Source organism: Cellulomonas sp. P5_C5 (assembly GCF_054049655.1).
Genome location: NZ_JBFULY010000002.1, coordinates 105,096 through 121,586, shown reverse-complemented (window position 1 = coordinate 121,586; position 16,491 = coordinate 105,096). Strand labels below are relative to the sequence as shown.

Below are 16,491 nucleotides of genomic sequence, written 5' to 3'. Positions count from 1 at the left end.
GCCACCGTCGGTGCTGTCCGCCGCGCATCGCATGCGCCGCGCTGCCGACTTCGAGCAGGCGGTGCGCCGAGGCGCGCGCGGTGGACGGGACACCCTCGTGGTGCATCTGACGACCAGGACCGATCACTCGCCCTCCGGGCCGGTGGTCGGTCTTGTCGTGTCCAAGGCGGTCGGGACCGCGGTGACGCGCAACCTGGTCAAGCGTCGGCTGCGCGAGCTCGTCCGTGCACGGCTCGCGGCGATGCCGGCCGACGCAGGGATCGTCGTCAGAGCCCTGCCGCCGGCGGCGACCCGCTCGTTCGACCTGCTCGGTGACGACCTCGATGCAGCGCTCGAGACCGCAGCACGTCGTGCTCGACGTCGGACCGAGGCTTAGTCATCCCATGACTCTTCGGCGTATTGCCCGCGGGATCGTGCGTGCTCCCGGTCGGCTCCTGCTGCTCCTGCTCACGGGTTACCAGCGGTTCATCTCGCCGATGACACCTCCGACCTGCAAGTTCTACCCGTCCTGCTCGCAGTACGCCGTGATCGCGGTGCAGCGCCACGGCGCGATCCGCGGGACCGGGCTCGCCATCTGGCGGGTGCTCCGCTGCAACCCGTGGAACCTGGGTGGCGTGGACGACGTTCCACCAGCACGATCCGTTCACCACCATCACGACGTGGCCCCGTCCACACACTGACCCCCCGAGGAGTTCTGCCCGATGGACTGGTTCGACGGTCTGCTCAAACCGATCATGGTCGTAGTCGCCTGGATCATGGTGAAGTTCCACGCGCTCTTCAGCGCGATCGGGCTCGACCCCGAGGGTGGCGCCGCCTGGTCGCTGTCCATCGTCGGACTCGTGATCGTCATCCGGATCCTGCTGATCCCACTCTTCTTCCGGCAGATCAAGGCGTCGCGCGGCATGCAGCTGCTCGCACCCGAGATGCAGGCAATCCAGAAGAAGTACAAGGGCAAGACGGACCCCGCGTCCCGCGAGGCGATGAGCCGCGAGACGATGGCGCTCTACCGCGAGCACGGCACGAACCCGTTCGCGTCGTGCCTGCCGATCCTGCTGCAGTCCCCCATCTTCTTCGCGCTGTTCCGGGTCCTCATCGAGCTGCCCRGCATCGCCGACGGTTCCTATCCCCCCATCGGKCCGATGACGCCGGCGCTCGCTGCGCAGGCCGAGGCTGCCACGATCTTCGGCGCCCCTCTGTCGGGGACGTTCATGCAGGCCGGTGACAACTGGCACATCCGGGTCGTCACGGTGGTCCTGATCATCGCGATGTCCGCGACGACGTTCCTCACGCAGCGCCAGCTCACGATGAAGAACATGCCCCCCGCCGCCCTCCAGGGCCCGATGGCGCAGCAGCAGAAGGTGCTGCTCTACGTGCTGCCGCTGATCTTCGCCTTCTCCGGCGTCAACTTCCCCATCGGTGTCCTCATCTACTGGACCACCACCAACCTGTGGTCGATGGGCCAGCAGTTCTACACGATCCGCCGGATGCCGGCCCCGGGCTCGCAGGCCGAGATCGCCATGAAGGAGCGCAAGGCCAGGAAGGCCAAGGCGCACGGCACGATCGAGGAAGACGCTGCGCCCACGGTGATCATCGAGGAGAAGCCGCGCGGCCAGCGCGAGCAGCCGAAGCGTAAGGACCGCAACAAGCCGCGGCCCGTGATCGACGGCGTCCAGGACAAGCCCCAAGCGTCCGTAGACGGCGAGCCCGACGGACCCAGCACCCCGGCGCCAGGCGCACCCACCAAGCCAAAGAAGTAGCGCACCCGCGCGACGATGATCGGAGAGAGAACTCCATGACTTCGACCCAGCCCGACGCTGTCCCCGTCGAGACCACCAGCACCAAGCGTCTCGAGGAGGAAGGCGAGATCGCCGCCGACTACCTCGAGGAGCTGCTGGACATCGCCGACCTCGACGGCGACATCGACATCGACATCGACCACGGCAGAGCAGCCGTCGAGATCGTGTCCGAGGACCCCGCCGACAAGTCGCTCTCGCGGTTGGCCGGACACGACGGCGAGGTGCTCGATGCTCTCCAGGAGCTGACACGCCTTGCCGTGCAGGCCAAGACCGGCGAGCGCAGCCGGCTGATGCTCGACGTCGCCGGCTACCGTTCGGCACGCCGCGCGGAGCTCGTGACTGTCGCCGAGGAGGCCATCGCGCGCGTCAAGGAGTCCGGCTCGGCCGTGGCGCTCGACGCCATGAACCCGTTCGAGCGCAAGGTGGTCCATGACACCGTCGCCGCGGCGGGGATGTCGAGTGACTCCGACGGCGTGGAGCCGAACCGGCACGTGGTGATCCGACCGGCGTGATGCTGTTTCTCCCGTAGGGAGCTGGAGGGGCGGGCCTGAGGGCTCGCCCCTTCCTCGTTTCTTGTGGGGTTCCACGTGAAACATGTTCGGCGACGTCGACACCCGATCGCACGTGTGACGACTGTGGTGGTCGCGCGTCGCGCGGGGTGCCGGTGGGTGCTGCTCCTTCGGTCGAGTGCGCAGCGATGTTCTTGTGCGAGTGAGCGGTAGGAGCGAGGGTTCCGCCACTTGTCCGTGGGAAAAGGTCGTCGATGACCGCATGGCCACGAACTCCCACCCCCGCGCGCGAGTGGAGCAGGTCGATGACCGCATGGCCACGAACTCCCACCCCCGCGCGCGAGTGGAGCGGGCCGATGACCACATGGCCCGACCACTCGCCCTGCGCGAGGAGAGCATGTCGATGACCGCATCACCCCGGCGGCTTGCCCCGCGCGAGAGCCGGCCGATACGTCTTCCGTCCGGGCCCGCTCGATGTCTTCTCGGCTCGTGCGATGGGGTGTGCAGGAGGGATCGAGCGCCACGGTTCCACGTGAAACATGAGGTGGAGTCGAAGTCGAGGTCGGGCACGCGTCCGTGCGCACAGTGAGAGTCTGCACGTTCAAGAGCGACAGTCCTGGGCCCAGGCAGTGCTTCTCCCCGGGAATGGCTGGTGCCTCTGTCCGGGCGGATCGATGTCGCGGACAAGGACGGTCCGCGTTGAACGGGCTACGTGAGCTCACCGGTGAGTTGCCGGGGGGCGCAGCCTGCCGGAATCACGCCACGTCGGCGCTGACGGCCTGCACACGGTCGCCATGAGGCGACGTGAGCGTCGGTCGGCTGCGCGTTTCACGTGGAACATGGGCGAGCTAGGTGCCGCTTGCGGCATGCCCACACCGGACCTGTCTGGGAGGAGCGGCGGTGCTGCGCTCGACGGACGGTCGACGGACGTGCCCCACGCGCTTCCGCGAGCACTGCCGGTCCGCCCCTGGACGTGCTCTGTCATGGTGACGCACCACGTACAGCGATCGAGAAGCATCGGAGGGTGTCAAGCCGAGCGGTCTGCGACGTGAGGTGGGTGTCTTGTCCTGAGCGAGTGCGCCCCCTGCGCCGGCAACGAGACGACACTCACGGCGCGAGCCTTGTTTCACGTGAAACAGGTGTTCTCTGGCGCAGGCCCGTTACCTGGCAAGTCGTGTCCGCTCCTGAGGGGCCGACGGTAGCCGACTCATGCTGCCTCGTTGCTGTCATGCGTCTCTGGTCCCAGTCCCAGGTCCCACGGCTCATCGGTGTCGGCTGTCGGTGCTGCCAGTGCGGCTCACGCGAGGACGCAGCTGAGGTAGCCGACTCCGATGCTGACTCTTTCGTGCGTCGCAGGGGTGGGGTCCATTTACGGCGTCAGTCCGAGGCCCGGACTACGTGGCGAACGAAGACTGTGGGTCCACCGAAGCTCGCGGTTACCTGATCGCCTGAGCGGGGCGCTGCACACATCTCGGATCGGAGGCTCTGCGGGAGTCTCTCGAACCTCGCGGCACGAATGGGTGTACCGGTCCCCCCGTCTGGCTCTGGCGAGCAGGCACTTGCGTCCGGACAGGTCTCGTCGTCTCTCTATCTGAACCTGGTCCCTGGTCACGTGTCGAGAGTCGACAGATTCCCAGTGGAAGCACGCCGGAGGGCCGGCCGGTCCGCTTCCGAGGATGGGAGTGCGCGGACGACGCTCCGTCGGCGCGGACCCCCGGCTCGCCCGCGTAAGCACGCAGCGTTGCTTAACGTAGGAGTCACTAGATTGTTCTGCCAGACGCGTCGGTCACTCCTCGTGCCCGGGAGGCGCCTAGCGTCCGCGAGCGTGCACGTAGTGCACAAGGCATGGTCGGTTGTGGCAGATCGAGCATCTGTTTCACGTGGAACACTCGGCCGCGGTCGCCAGGAGTGGATCGACACAGAAGCGCCCAACCCTGCTTCCTCGATGCCTGTGCGGACGATCCTCCAGGCTTGAGCAGTCGGCGGAGCTCACCCGGTCGTCACACGGGGTGTGCCGACAGCGAGCAGGATGTCGAGTCCGACAGAAGCTCGGTCCACGCAGTGATCCACCCGGCGTGTCCAGGAGCGGAGCTCCGACCGACGAGCACGCCTCTGGGATAGCCAATTGGGAGGTGATCGGCGGCGCGGTTGGCAGTCACCCGTGCTCGGGACGTACCGCAGAAGCGACACACCTCCGGACCTCGGCGCGTTCGATGTCGGCCTCGCCATCGGCAGGGCGCGATTTCTCACGATCGCGCCCTCAGCAGAGGACGTTTCACGTGGAACAGACACGTCCACACCGTGCGCATGGGGCAAGGCCCGGCGGCGGTGCGGACGACGCCCCGACGACAGCAGTGCGGCGCCGGAGACGGTGGGCGTCGAGCTTAGAGCTGGCGGGGGTGCGTGGCGATCGGTGTGGCCGGAACGGAAGTGGGCATCCGTGCGACGTCGGGCGGGCTTGTCTCGTTTCACGTGAAACAGCGCTGGGCACGAGGTGGTGGGGTGCGTGTGGGCGCCTGTCAGACCACAAGACGCACGGAGGCGAACCTGGGGCGACATGCTGCGGGAGGCGTGCGGAATCGCCGTGATCCGGTGTGGTTGACATTGCCGCCTTGGTCCAAGGCTGCACTCCCCACGGCGGTGACGTGGGGAGTGGGCCCTGATGCGACGATCCAGTCGGTCGATGCACCCTTCTCCAGTCGGGAGTCTTGCGTCGTTGAGGAGGCGCTTCTCTGGGTCATGGATGGACAGCGACGCAGTACGTCCCTGCTGACGCGCTCGGCGGAGAGACCCGCAGGATGCTGAAGGAAGACGGGCGCCCGGTGTGCGGCCAGCGCGGTGGTGCGATGGCTCCGGATGCGCATGGACAGCGCGTCTCACAGGGCGGGTGGCGGCGTGTCCAGGCGGCGTTGCCGTCCACGTCCGGTGTAGCCCCGCACGTCCGGTGCTGCAGCGCACGTCCGGTGCTGCAGCGCACGTCCGTGCTGCAGCGCGCGTCCTGTGCTGTCGCACACGGTCCGTGTGACAGCGCCAGTCCCGTGCTGTTGCACACGGTCCGTGCTGCAGCGCGCGTCCTGTGCTGCGCACACGGTCCGTGCCATTTGCACACGTCCGGGGTGTCGCACACGTCCCGTGCTGTCGCACCCGGTCCACTGCCGTCGCGCGCGACCGGCGCCATCGCACGCGACTGGCGCCATCGCACACGGCTGGCCCTATCGAACGGCTGGTTGCTGCTGTCGCGCACGACTACTTGCTGCTGTCACGCCCGTTGCCGTTGCTTGCCCCGTCGGTGCTGTTGCGAGAGTCAGCGTTGGAGGCGCGGTTGGTACTGGCGCGGAACGGCAGCGTTGCTGAGCATCGTCGTCGTTGCGTTGGCTCGAGCGGCGTGGACGGTCCGTCGCTGAACGCCGGGTGCGGGTGCGGGCGCAGGTGTGTCGTTGGGCAGAGCTCCGCGTGGATGTGCTCGACACACGCGCACTCGATGCCGCAACGGTGGGCGCCGGTTCCGTGTCCGTGGCGGTAGCCGTGTCCGTCGCGGTAGCCGTCAACGTTTGCCGAAGTTGGCGCCATGGCGAAGCCGGTTATGTGGCCGTGGCCGTGGCCGTGGCGGGCTAGCGACGCTGCCGCGTCGGTCGAGCTGGCGATAGGGGGCGCGCGGCTCGTTCCGTCTCCGTGGCGGCAGCCGTCTCCGTGGGCGAGCTGGCTCCGTGGGCGAACTGGCGCCGTGGCCGAAGCTGGCGTCGTCTCCGTGCGCGAAGCTGGCGCCGCGGCCGGGGCGGCCCTGTCTCCGTCCTCGTCTCCGTCTTCATCTCGGTCTCCGACTCCGACTCAGTTGCGGGCCAGCGACGCTGCCGCGCCGATCGAGCTGGTAACGGGGTGATGGGCGAGTTGGTTCTCAGCCACGACTACGGCGCTCTCAGCGAGGTCGGCTGGCTCAGCCTCCCGCTCGCGCCTGTTCCAGCCCTGAGACGGTGGTCTGCGCAAGCTCGAGATGGGAGTCGAAGCACGCCGCGGGCCGACAACTGCGGCCCTTCGTCTCACCGATCGATCCACTCCCGCGGATCAGTGCGTGGAGCCTTCAAGAACGTTCGTCGTTCGCCGCCGCACCTGACGCCCGCGCGCGTGACCTGCGGGTTCACTCATGAGGGCGAGAATCAGGTGCCCCCGCTGTCGCGCTCTCGCGAGTGCGACGACCAGCGAGGCCGAGCATGTCCACTGCCGATGACCACGCCGGAACAGAGGCACCCGGTGGAGTGCACGACAGATCACGTCACGTGTCGCCCGACAGGCCTTGTGGAGGGAAGGAGCAGCGGACCTCGGCACGGTACGGTAGGGCCCGCGGCGGGCCGAGTGCCGGACGCTGGCATGGCTCGCCGAGACGCTGTGTGGACAGATGCGCGGCTCGTTTCACGTGAAACTTGGGGGACCGGACGGTGATGGAAGCTCAGTCGGCCACGACCGACCGAGCGGACCCTCTCGATGGTGACGCTCGCCTCGCGCCCTTCTTCGGTCCCGCGTGGCCCGCGGTCCTGGGGTTCCACGACCTGCTCGTCGATCAGGGCGAGCTTCGAGGCCTTGTCGGTCCGCGAGAGTTCTCGCGCCTGTGGGAGCGACACCTGCTGAACTCAGCAGCGGTGGTGCCGTTCCTTCCCACGGAGGGTCGCATCATCGACCTGGGGAGTGGGGCGGGACTTCCTGGGATCGTGATCGCCGCGATGCTGCCCTCGGCCCAGGTCGTCCTTCTTGAACCGATGGAGCGTCGCACGGACTGGTTGAGCGAGGTCGCAGAGAGCCTGGGGCTCACGAACGTGGTTGTGCGACGAGGGCGGGCGCAGGACGAGCACGGGAGCTTGGTCGGAGACGCCGTCACCGTCCGAGCGGTCGCATCCCTCGACAAGCTGTATCGCTGGGCGATCCCGCTCCTGGGGCGCGGTGGCACGCTCGTCGCCCTCAAGGGGAGCAGGGCGGAAGAAGAGATCGAAGCGGCCAGGCACATCGGTCGCAAGCTYGGCGCTGGGGTGGCTTCCGTCACGGATGCGCCCACGATCGAGGGAGTCGAGGTGACGAGGGTGGTCCGCGTCGTACGGGAGGCAGTGCCTGGTGTTCGGTAGGAAGAAGCGTCGACAGGAAGAGGCGGCGGCCATCGAGGCCTCCGACCTGGCAGCGGACCAAGCCAGGGCAGCAGCGCCCAGCTCGCCCGACGAGTGGACCCCGCAGCCGACGCCCGCATCGGCGCCACCACCGCCACCTGCCGCGGCATCGCTGGCGGCCGCTCAGCAGGCCGGCACGCGTCCGACCGCCGACCAGTTCGGCCCACGCCCGGCGGCCGACCAGCCCGAGTGGACTCGTTCAGGTGCCTCGTCCTCGACACCGCCTCACACGGCAGCATCGGTGCAGTCTCATCCTGGCGCGACGGCACCGCACGGTGCGGGCGAGCCGACACAGTCCAGAGCAGGGCAGTCACCCCAGCCGGCAACCGAGGAAATGGCTCAGCCTGTAGCGGTACCGACATCGGCGACGCCGTCAGCGGCGGCTCCTTCGGGGGCCGCGACCGACGGGGGACCGCAAGCGCACGAACTGCCGCCTCTGCGGCCCGCGATGGCGCAGCCCGGTCCCACGACCGATGGGCGTGGGCTGGACGCGGCACTGGATTCCTCGTCGGTCGCCGCCGAGGCTGCACCGCAGACCGATGCGCCCACCGGGGCCCAGACGGCTGCGCGAGTCGATCAGAGCCCCGACGCCGCGGACCTGGCTCTGACGTCAGACGGTGGCGCTGCCGCGGACGCCCGTTCCGCCGCGGAGCCTGCTGGTTCGGGCGCCAAGCCGCGCACGGCCGGGCGCAAGCCGGTGAGTGCGGGAGAGCCGTACATCCCGATGGTGAGCGCGCCCGCCGCCCCCGCCGACGCCGCAGTTTCACGTGAAACATCGCCCACGTCCGACGACGCCTTCGACCCMGCACCAGTGGCCGCCGGTTCATGGGATGACCAGGGTGTCGACGCGGGTCAGGGACGTGACATCGAGGAGCAGTCGCGTGGTGACGAGACATCGGGGGCGACTGACGACAACGTCACATCGGGCGCGCCCCAGGTCGACGGCCGCGGTGCCGCGGATGTCGACGGTGAGCGTGGCACGATCGCGCCCATGACACCGCGACACGACCTCGATCCCGAGGAGACTCGACGTGCTGCGCTGGTCGACAGCCTGCCGGTCGCGACCGATGACACCCCGCTGATGGCGGAGCTGAAGCAGGACGCCCGTCGCCGGATCGAGCTCCAGGGGCGTCGGTTCCCGCGCCCTGCGCAGACCCGCGTCATCACGGTCGCGAACCAGAAGGGCGGGGTCGGCAAGACGACGACGACCGTCAACATCGCGGCAGCCCTGGCACAGGCTGGACTGAACGTCCTCGTGCTCGACAACGACCCGCAGGGCAACGCATCGACCGCGCTGGGCGTCGAACACCGGGCCGGAACGCCGTCGATCTACGAGGTCCTGGTCGACGGGGCTCCGCTCGCTGAGGCGGTGCAGGAGAGTCCCGATGTCCCGAACCTCTGGTGCCTCCCGGCGACCATCGATCTCTCGGGCGCCGAGATCGAGCTGGTGTCGATGGTCGCGCGAGAGACCCGGCTACGGAACGCGCTCGACGCCTACCTGGAGTGGCGGGTGTCGAACGGGCACGAGCGCATCGACTACGTGTTCGTCGACTGCCCGCCGAGCCTCGGGCTGCTGACGGTCAACGCGTTCGTCGTGGCGCGTGAGGTGCTCATCCCGATCCAGTGCGAGTACTACGCGCTGGAGGGCCTGAGCCAGCTGCTGAAGACGATCCAGCTGATCCAGGCGCACCTGAACCCACGCCTGCACGTCTCGACGATTCTCCTCACGATGTACGACGCACGGACGAACCTCGCGCAGCAGGTGGCGACCGAGGTGCGCACGCACTTCCCGGAGCGGACCCTCCGGACGACCGTCCCTCGCTCGGTCCGCATCTCGGAGGCGCCGAGCTACGGCCAGACCGTGATGACCTACGACGCCGGGTCGTCCGGCGCGCTCGCGTACCTCGAAGCCGCCCGTGAGGTGGCTGAGCGGGGAGCGATGGAGTTCACGGACGATCTCGTCGATGGCCGGCCGGCCACGAATGGCGACGCCCACCAAGCAGAGCACGAGTACCAGGCGGCTTCGCCCGCCCTTCAGGAGGAACAGTGAGCGAGAAGCGACGCGGTCTGGGCCGGGGCCTCGGGGCCCTCATCCCGACAGGCCTGGACGGGCAGCGACCCACCGGAGCCGAGCGTCCCGCGGACGTCTTCTTCGGTGACCCGAAGCGGGAGAACAACGAGACGGGCGCCTCCGCCGGAGCGGTGGCCACGGCGACCGTGACGGAGGCACCGCCGGCCACGGCGGAGACGGTCGCGACGGAGTCGACCGCGGCATCGACCGAGACGACCACGGCGGCCACGGGCACGAACGGGACGCCGTCCGACGCGACGGCGCCCGAGCCGACCCCTGCCGCACCGACGCCTTCGGAGACGGTCGCCGGTGTCGACGGCCTGGTTCCGGTACCTGGTGCTCGGTTCGCGGAGCTTCCCGTGGGGGAGATCCGTCCCAACCCGAAGCAGCCGCGCACCGTGTTCGACGAGGACGCGCTCGAGGAGCTGGTCGGCTCGATCCGCGAGGTCGGCGTGCTCCAGCCGATCGTCGTGCGCGATGCGGGTGACGGCTACGAGCTGATCATGGGTGAGCGGCGCTGGCGTGCTACCCAGGCAGCCGGCCTGGCGACCATCCCGGCGATCATCCGCGACACGGACGACTCCGACCTGCTGCGCGACGCGCTCCTGGAGAACCTGCACCGGTCCGAGCTGAACCCGCTTGAGGAGGCTGCCGCCTACCAGCAGCTGCTCGACGACTTCGGTTGCACCCACGAGCAGCTGGCGACGCGCATCCAGAGGTCGCGGCCTCAGATCTCGAACACGCTCCGCCTGCTGAAGCTCCCGCCGCTGGTGCAGCGCCGGGTGGCGGCAGGGGTCCTGTCCGCCGGGCACGCTCGCGCGCTGCTGGGGCTCAGCGACGGTGCGGCCATCGAGCGGCTCGCCCAGCGGATCGTCGCGGAGGGCCTGTCGGTCCGCGCGGTCGAGGAGATCGTCTCGCTCGGTGGCGACGCGGAGCCGACCGCTCGGCGGGCTGCGCCGCGCGCAGGGGTCAAGAACGAGGCCCTGGACCACCTGGCAGCGCGGCTGTCCGACCGGTTCGAGACCCGCGTCAAGGTGAGTCTCGGGAAGTCGCGGGGACGCCTCACGGTCGAGTTCGCCTCGGTGCAGGACCTGAACCGTATCCTCGCGAGCCTCGCTCCGGAGGACCCGGGCCTGCTGAAGGGCTGATCTGTACGACGAGGAGCTGGCAATTCGTACAATATTGACGAATGCGTAGGTCAGCGCCGCAGTGATGCCTCGACGAGCGATCGGTAGAGGTCCCCGAGCGACAGCCCGGCGGCCTCGGCGGCCTGTGGCAGGAGCGACGTCTCGGTCATTCCTGGCGCGACGTTGACCTCGAGGAACCAGGGGGTTCCGTCGGCGTCGACGATCAGGTCGGTGCGGGACAGGCACTCGAGCCCGAAGGCGTCGTGGGCGGCGACGGCGAGGTCCGCGACGGACGTCGCGACCTGCGGGGACAGCCGAGCGGGCGTGAAGTACTCCGTGCGCCCGGGGTTGTAGCGGGCGTCGAAGTCGTAGGGACCCTCGGTGACGATCTCGACCGCGGGCAACGCGAACGGCCCGGCGCCGGTGTCGACGACGCTCACGGCGACCTCGGTCCCGATGACCGCGCGCTCCACGAGCGCTGTGTCGCTGTACGCGAAGCAGTCCACCATCGCCTGCGGGAGGGCGTCGGCGCTGGTCACGAGGGTGACACCGAGCGCGGACCCGCCGCGGGAAGGCTTCACGACGACGGGGAGGCCGAGCGTGCCGACGATCGCGTCGAGGACCTGACGTGCGCCGAGCTCCCGGAACAGCGACTGCGGGAGGGTCACGAAGTCGGGCGTTGCGAAGCCGGCGCGGGCGGCGACCGTCTTCGCGATCGGCTTGCTCCAGGCGATCCGGCTCTCTCGCGGACCGGTGCCCAGGAGCCGCAGTCCGAGCAGCTGGACGACGTCCCGCACGGAGCCGTCCTCGCCAGAGGTCCCGTGCAGGAGCGGCCACACGWGGTCCGGCTGCAGCTGGACGAGCGCCGGCACCAGGTCGGCGTCGACGTCGTGGATCGACACGTCGACGCCGACGGACCTCAGGGCGTCGGCGACACGACGCCCTGAGCGGAGGGAGACGTCCCGCTCGTGGGAGAGACCCCCGGCGAGGACGACGACGCGGGGCGACGGTGCAGTGGTGCTCACGGTGAGTGGACTCCGATGAGGGGACGAGGCGCTGAGTCGGTCCGGCAGACCTCGAGGTTGCCGCGAACGCGCAGGTCAGGCGACATCCGGACCGGGCTGCTGGACATCCTCGTGACCGCGGGACCCGGTGGTGCCGAACAGCTCGACGAGCTCACGCTCCCCGGCGACGACCCCGGCGAGCCGCCGGACACCCTCGCGGATGCGCTCGGGAGTCGGGTAGCAGAACGAGAGCCGCATGTGGTCGGCGCCGGACCCGTCGAAGTAGAAGGCGGTACCGGGCACGTAGGCGACCCGAGCGGTGACGGCCCGGGGCAGCATGTCCTTGGCGTCGAGTCCGTCGGGAAGCCGGACCCAGGTGTAGAACCCGCCGTCGGGAACGTTCCACGACGCCTCGGGAAGGTGCTCGGTCAGTGCGGAGATCATGGCGTCGCGTCGCTCGCGGTACTGCTCGCGGTACGACTTGATCTGACCCCGCCAGTCGCAGGTGGACAGGTAGGTGGAGATCGCGATCTGCGAGGCGTTCGACGGGCAGAGGATCGCGGACTCGCTGGCCAGGACGAGCTTCTCGCGGACGGCGTGCGGAGCGACGACCCAGCCGACGCGGTAGCCGGGCGCGAAGGTCTTGGAGAACGACCCGAGGTAGAGGACGCCCTCGTCGTCGAGGGACCGCAGGGCGGGGACCGGTTCGGTGGAGAAGCCGAGCAGGCCGTAGGGGTTGTCCTCCAGCACCAGGACGCCGTAGCGGCGGGCGATCTCGAGGACCTGCGGACGGCGTTCGACGGAGAGCGAGACACCGGCGGGGTTGTGGAAGTTGGGCACGGTGTAGAGGAACTTGACCCGTCGTCCGTCGCGGGCGAGTGCGGCGAGGGTCGACTCGAGCGCGGCCGGGATCAGACCGTCGGCATCGATCGGGACGTGCACGACGTCGGCCTGGTAGGCGCGGAACACTCCGAGGGCGCCGACGTACGAGGGGGCCTCCGCGACGACGACGTCGCCCGGGTCGATGAAGATGCGGGTCACCAGGTCCAGAGCCTGCTGGGAGCCGGTGGTGACGACGACGTCGTCGGGGTGCGCGTCGATCCCTTCGAGCGCCATGACGTCGAGGATCTGCTCGCGCAGGGTCTCGTCCCCCTGGCCGGAGCCGTACTGCAGAGCCTGCAGGCCGCGGGTGGCGACGACACGCTGGGCCAGGTCACCGAGGACGTCGAGGGGCAGACCTTCGAGGAACGGCATGCCGCCGGCGAGCGAGACGACCTCGGGGCGGTTGGCGACGGCGAACAGCGCGCGGATCTCCGAGGAGCGCATGCCGTGGGTGCGTTCGGCGTAGGAGCCGAGCCACCGGTCGAGGCGCGTTCCGGTGCCGGCGGCGGAGGACGTGGGGGGGCCCGACGTCTCGCCGTCGGGAACCGGATGCTGAGTCATGCACCCGAGTTTCGCACGGGAGATCGCCTGCCCGGTGCACCGTCCCACCGACACGAGAGCCCCCTGCCGCTGGCAGGGGGCTCTCGGAGCGGGGATCAGACCGAGACGAGCACCGTCTCGATGTCCGCGGCGATCATCGACTTCGGGCGTGCGCCGATCACGGACTTCACCAGCTCACCGCCCGCGTAGAAGTTCAGTGTCGGGATCGACACGACGCCGTAGTCGCCGGTGACCTTCGGGTTCTCGTCGGAGTTGAGCTTGACGATCTTCACGCGGCCCTCGTACTGGGCGGCGAGCTCCTCGAGCACGGGCGCCACCATCCGGCACGGTCCGCACCACGGCGCCCAGAAGTCGACGATCACGGGGATCTCGGAGTCGAGGACCTCGGCCTGGAACGTCTCGTCGGTGACGGGGGTGGTGGTGCTCATCAGCTCTCCTCGAAGAACAGGCCCTCGGTGGGCGGGACAGCGTGGTCAAGGTCGGCCAGCGACGCCAGGAAGCTCTGGGCGTCGAGGGCGGCTGCACAGCCGGAGCCGGCAGCGGTGATGGCCTGGCGGTAGGTGTGGTCGACCAGGTCGCCGCACGCGAAGACGCCGGTCAGGTTGGTGGCGGTGGTGCGGCCGACGACCTGGACGTAGCCGTTCTCGTCGAGGTCGATCTGGCCCTTGACCAGCTCCGAGCGCGGCACGTGGCCGATGGCGACGAACACGCCGGTGGCGGGGTGCTCGCGCGTCTCGCCGGTGACCGTGTCCCGCAGCGTCACGCCGGTGACCTTGTTCTCGCCGTGGATGGCGACGACCTCGCTGTTCCAGGCGAACTCGATCTTCGGGTCGTTCGCGGCGCGGTCGGCCATGATCTTGGAGGCGCGCAGGTGGTCACGGCGGTGCACGAGGGTGACGCGCTTGCCGAACCGGGTCAGGAACGTGGCCTCCTCGACGGCCGAGTCACCGCCGCCGACGACAATGATCTCCTGGTCGCGGAAGAAGAACCCGTCGCAGGTGGCGCACCACGAGACGCCGCGGCCGGACATGCGCTTCTCGTCGTCGAGGCCGAGCTCGCGGTACGCGGACCCGGTGGCCAGGATGACGGCGCGCGCCTGGAACGTCTCGCCGCCGAGCGTCTGGATGGTCTTGATGTCACCGTCGAGGTCCAACGAGGACGCGTCGTCCCACAGCACCTCGGCACCGAACTTCTCGGCCTGCTTCTGCAGGCCCTCCATCAGCTCCGGACCCTGGATCCCGTCGGGGAAACCGGGGAAGTTCTCCACCTCGGTGGTGTTCATCAGGGCGCCGCCGGCCGTCACGGACCCTGCGATCACCAGGGGAGCCAGGCCGGCACGGGCCGCGTAGATCGCGGCGGTGTAGCCGGCAGGGCCCGATCCGACGATGACGAGATCGCGGACGGTGCTGGACTGGTCGGTCACGTGAGGTCCTTGCGTGGTGGAGGTGCCGGAGACGGTCCGGCGGGGGCTGACGGGATCAACCGATCCTAGGCGGGATCTGTTCCTGTCCTCGCGTCAGGACAGGGCGATCTCCGTGACCTCCACCCGGAAGCCACCGTCCGGGGCAGCCGGAAGCTGGGTGATCCACAGGACGAGCGTCTGGGTCTCCGTGGCCGGGTCGAGCGTGAAGACCGCCTCCGGCCCGAACGGTCCCGACGCGAGCACGGGGCCGCCGGTCGGGTTCGATCCGTCGGTGGCCCTGATCTCGACGTTCCCGCCCGACATGTTGGACCGCAGGGTGACCGTGGTGACTGTGGTCTTCTGCGTCAGGTTGATGACGTAGCCGACGGCGTCCTTGAACCCGGCGAAGTCGTCCCGCTTGTACGTCTGGGTGTACCAGAACGTCGACGGGTCGCCGTCGAAGGCCTTGGCGACGTCCTCCTCGTGCTCACCGTCGGCGTCGGACGGGTCGATCGACGTGGCGGAGGCGATCACCGGCGGGGATCCGGCGGGAGCGGCCGACTCCTCGGGTGCGGACGGCTCCTGCGACGGCTCGGCGGCGACGGCGGGGGCCGACGCGCTCGAGGACGGTTCCGGGTCCGCCGACGACCCACCCGGGTCGAGCGACGCGAACAGGGCCTTGAAGGCGAGGACGACTCCGACGATCACGGCGATCACGACGAGGATCAGGATGAGCGCGGTCGGGTCGAACCGACGGGTGCTGGTCGGCTCGGTCTCCGCCCCGAGGACGTCGCTGAAACCGAACGCCTCCATGGGCGCCTCGGGAGGCGGAGCGGGTGTGGCCGCCTGCGAGACGGGCCGCCGGACGACCGCCGGGACCACGGGCGGCGGAGGTGCTGCCGCCTGCGCGAAGACCGGAGGCGTGATGACCGGCTGACCGGTGGGGGGAGTCTCGGTGTCGGACGGGACCGCCCCCAGTCCCGTGGCGCGTCTCGGCGTCGCCGGAGGGGGTGTGCCGGGCCGGTTGGCCCCCGGGGGGTCCTGCTGCGCGAACGCGGTCCGGACGGACTGGCGCTGCACGGTCACCGGCGCGGTGTCCTGGTCGTCGTGCTCGGCAGGGACGGGGATCCCGCCACCGGGCGCCGCGGCACCCGTCGGGGGGAACTGCGCGGTCATGGGTCCTCCGAGGGTGGCCGTCTCGGCCACGGACGCCCGGATCTCCCCCCACGGCTCCAGCTCGCGGACGAGCTCACCGGGGCTGTGCGGACCGTCGTCGTTGGGTCCGAGCGTCACGACGCAGAGCGTGTCCAGGTCGTTGGGCACGCCGGGGACCAGGTCGGCAGGTGCGACGGGGGCGCCGTTGACGATCGGCGCGGGTGGCAGCGTCTCCCCGCCCGGGGTCTGCGGCGCGCGCGGGTCCGCCGGCCACAGCCCGGTCAGGGCGGCGTACAGGAGCCGGACCAGGCCGACGGCGTCGGCGCGCGTGGTCGAGCGGGCGTCACCGCCGGCGTCACCGAGCAGGGCGGCGTCGAGCGCCAGCCCCCCGACGAGCACGCGGCCGTCCGGGCTCACGTGCAGGACGGACGGGCGCAGAGCCAGGTGGTGCACGCCGCGGCGCCGGGCGATCTCCAGCGCGGACGCGGCCTCGCCCACGACGGCCCGGGCCTGGTCCGCGGTCAGCGGAGCCTGCGCGACGAGACGCGCGAGGGACTGCCCGACCAGCTGCTCGGAGACGACGTAGCCGTAGCCCTCGTGCGTCCCGACGTCGAGCACGCGCACCAGGCGGGCGTCGGTGACGAGGGCGGCGCGGCGGGCGGCGTCGAGCGCGGGTGCGACGGCACCGTGCTCGAGGATGCGTACCCGGACAGGGCGGTCGAGGATCTGGTCGGTCGCCTGCCAGGCGCTGGCGCCCGCGAGGTCGGACACCACCGGGGACAGCACGCGGTAGCGGCCCGCGAGCACCGTGCCCCGTCCGACGACCTCGCTCAC

The 16,491-nt window shown here is 69.9% G+C and carries 12 protein-coding genes; 7 read left to right on the top strand and 5 right to left on the bottom strand.

Annotation, left to right across the window (positions count from 1 at the left end; translation table 11 throughout):
* The first annotated feature begins 10 nt into the window (after nt 1–10).
* The 7 genes from rnpA (at nt 11) to ACXJKF_RS02345 (ending at nt 10,674) form a co-directional block, all read left to right on the top strand.
* On the top strand, nt 11–376 hold the full coding sequence (gene rnpA / locus ACXJKF_RS02375) for a ribonuclease P protein component (protein WP_456786141.1): 366 nt from the start codon (nt 11–13) through the stop codon (nt 374–376).
* A 7-nt stretch (nt 377–383) separates the two neighbouring features.
* The gene (yidD, locus tag ACXJKF_RS02370; RefSeq protein ID WP_456786140.1) at nt 384–680 is read left to right on the top strand and encodes a membrane protein insertion efficiency factor YidD; all 297 of its coding nucleotides are present in this window, start codon (nt 384–386) and stop codon (nt 678–680) included.
* Between the two features lie 21 nt (nt 681–701).
* Complete coding sequence (yidC, locus tag ACXJKF_RS02365; RefSeq protein WP_456786139.1) at nt 702–1,757, top strand: membrane protein insertase YidC; 1,056 nt, start codon at nt 702–704, stop codon at nt 1,755–1,757.
* Nucleotides 1,758–1,792: 35 nt separating this feature from the next.
* Nucleotides 1,793–2,308 carry a Jag family protein gene (locus ACXJKF_RS02360; protein WP_456786138.1) on the top strand — a complete coding sequence of 172 codons (516 nt, stop codon included), beginning with the start codon at nt 1,793–1,795 and terminating at the stop codon, nt 2,306–2,308.
* 4,433 nt (nt 2,309–6,741) lie between these two features.
* Nucleotides 6,742–7,416 (top strand): 16S rRNA (guanine(527)-N(7))-methyltransferase RsmG, encoded by a 675-nt coding sequence (gene rsmG, locus ACXJKF_RS02355; protein WP_456786339.1) that lies wholly within the window; start codon nt 6,742–6,744, stop codon nt 7,414–7,416.
* Nucleotides 7,406–9,505 (top strand): AAA family ATPase, encoded by a 2,100-nt coding sequence (locus ACXJKF_RS02350; protein WP_456786137.1) that lies wholly within the window; start codon nt 7,406–7,408, stop codon nt 9,503–9,505. The genes rsmG and ACXJKF_RS02350 overlap by 11 nt, the downstream gene beginning before the upstream one ends.
* Nucleotides 9,502–10,674 (top strand): ParB/RepB/Spo0J family partition protein, encoded by a 1,173-nt coding sequence (locus ACXJKF_RS02345; protein WP_456786136.1) that lies wholly within the window; start codon nt 9,502–9,504, stop codon nt 10,672–10,674. Before ACXJKF_RS02350 ends, ACXJKF_RS02345 begins: the two co-directional genes overlap by 4 nt.
* A 50-nt stretch (nt 10,675–10,724) precedes the next feature.
* Here ACXJKF_RS02345 and ACXJKF_RS02340 read toward each other — a convergent pair whose 3' ends face one another.
* From ACXJKF_RS02340 to ACXJKF_RS02320, 5 genes are all read right to left on the bottom strand, one after another.
* Nucleotides 10,725–11,678 carry a D-alanine--D-alanine ligase family protein gene (locus ACXJKF_RS02340; protein ID WP_456786134.1) on the bottom strand — a complete coding sequence of 318 codons (954 nt, stop codon included), beginning with the start codon at nt 11,676–11,678 and terminating at the stop codon, nt 10,725–10,727.
* A 75-nt stretch (nt 11,679–11,753) separates the two neighbouring features.
* Nucleotides 11,754–13,100 (bottom strand): aminotransferase-like domain-containing protein, encoded by a 1,347-nt coding sequence (locus tag ACXJKF_RS02335; protein WP_456786133.1) that lies wholly within the window; start codon nt 13,098–13,100, stop codon nt 11,754–11,756.
* Nucleotides 13,101–13,195: 95 nt separating this feature from the next.
* Nucleotides 13,196–13,528 (bottom strand): thioredoxin, encoded by a 333-nt coding sequence (gene trxA, locus ACXJKF_RS02330; protein ID WP_456786132.1) that lies wholly within the window; start codon nt 13,526–13,528, stop codon nt 13,196–13,198.
* Complete coding sequence (trxB, locus tag ACXJKF_RS02325; RefSeq protein ID WP_456786131.1) at nt 13,528–14,523, bottom strand: thioredoxin-disulfide reductase; 996 nt, start codon at nt 14,521–14,523, stop codon at nt 13,528–13,530. The genes trxA and trxB overlap by 1 nt, the downstream gene beginning before the upstream one ends.
* 93 nt (nt 14,524–14,616) lie before the next feature.
* Nucleotides 14,617–16,491, bottom strand: a complete 1,875-nt coding sequence (locus tag ACXJKF_RS02320; protein WP_456786130.1) for a protein kinase family protein — start codon at nt 16,489–16,491, stop codon at nt 14,617–14,619.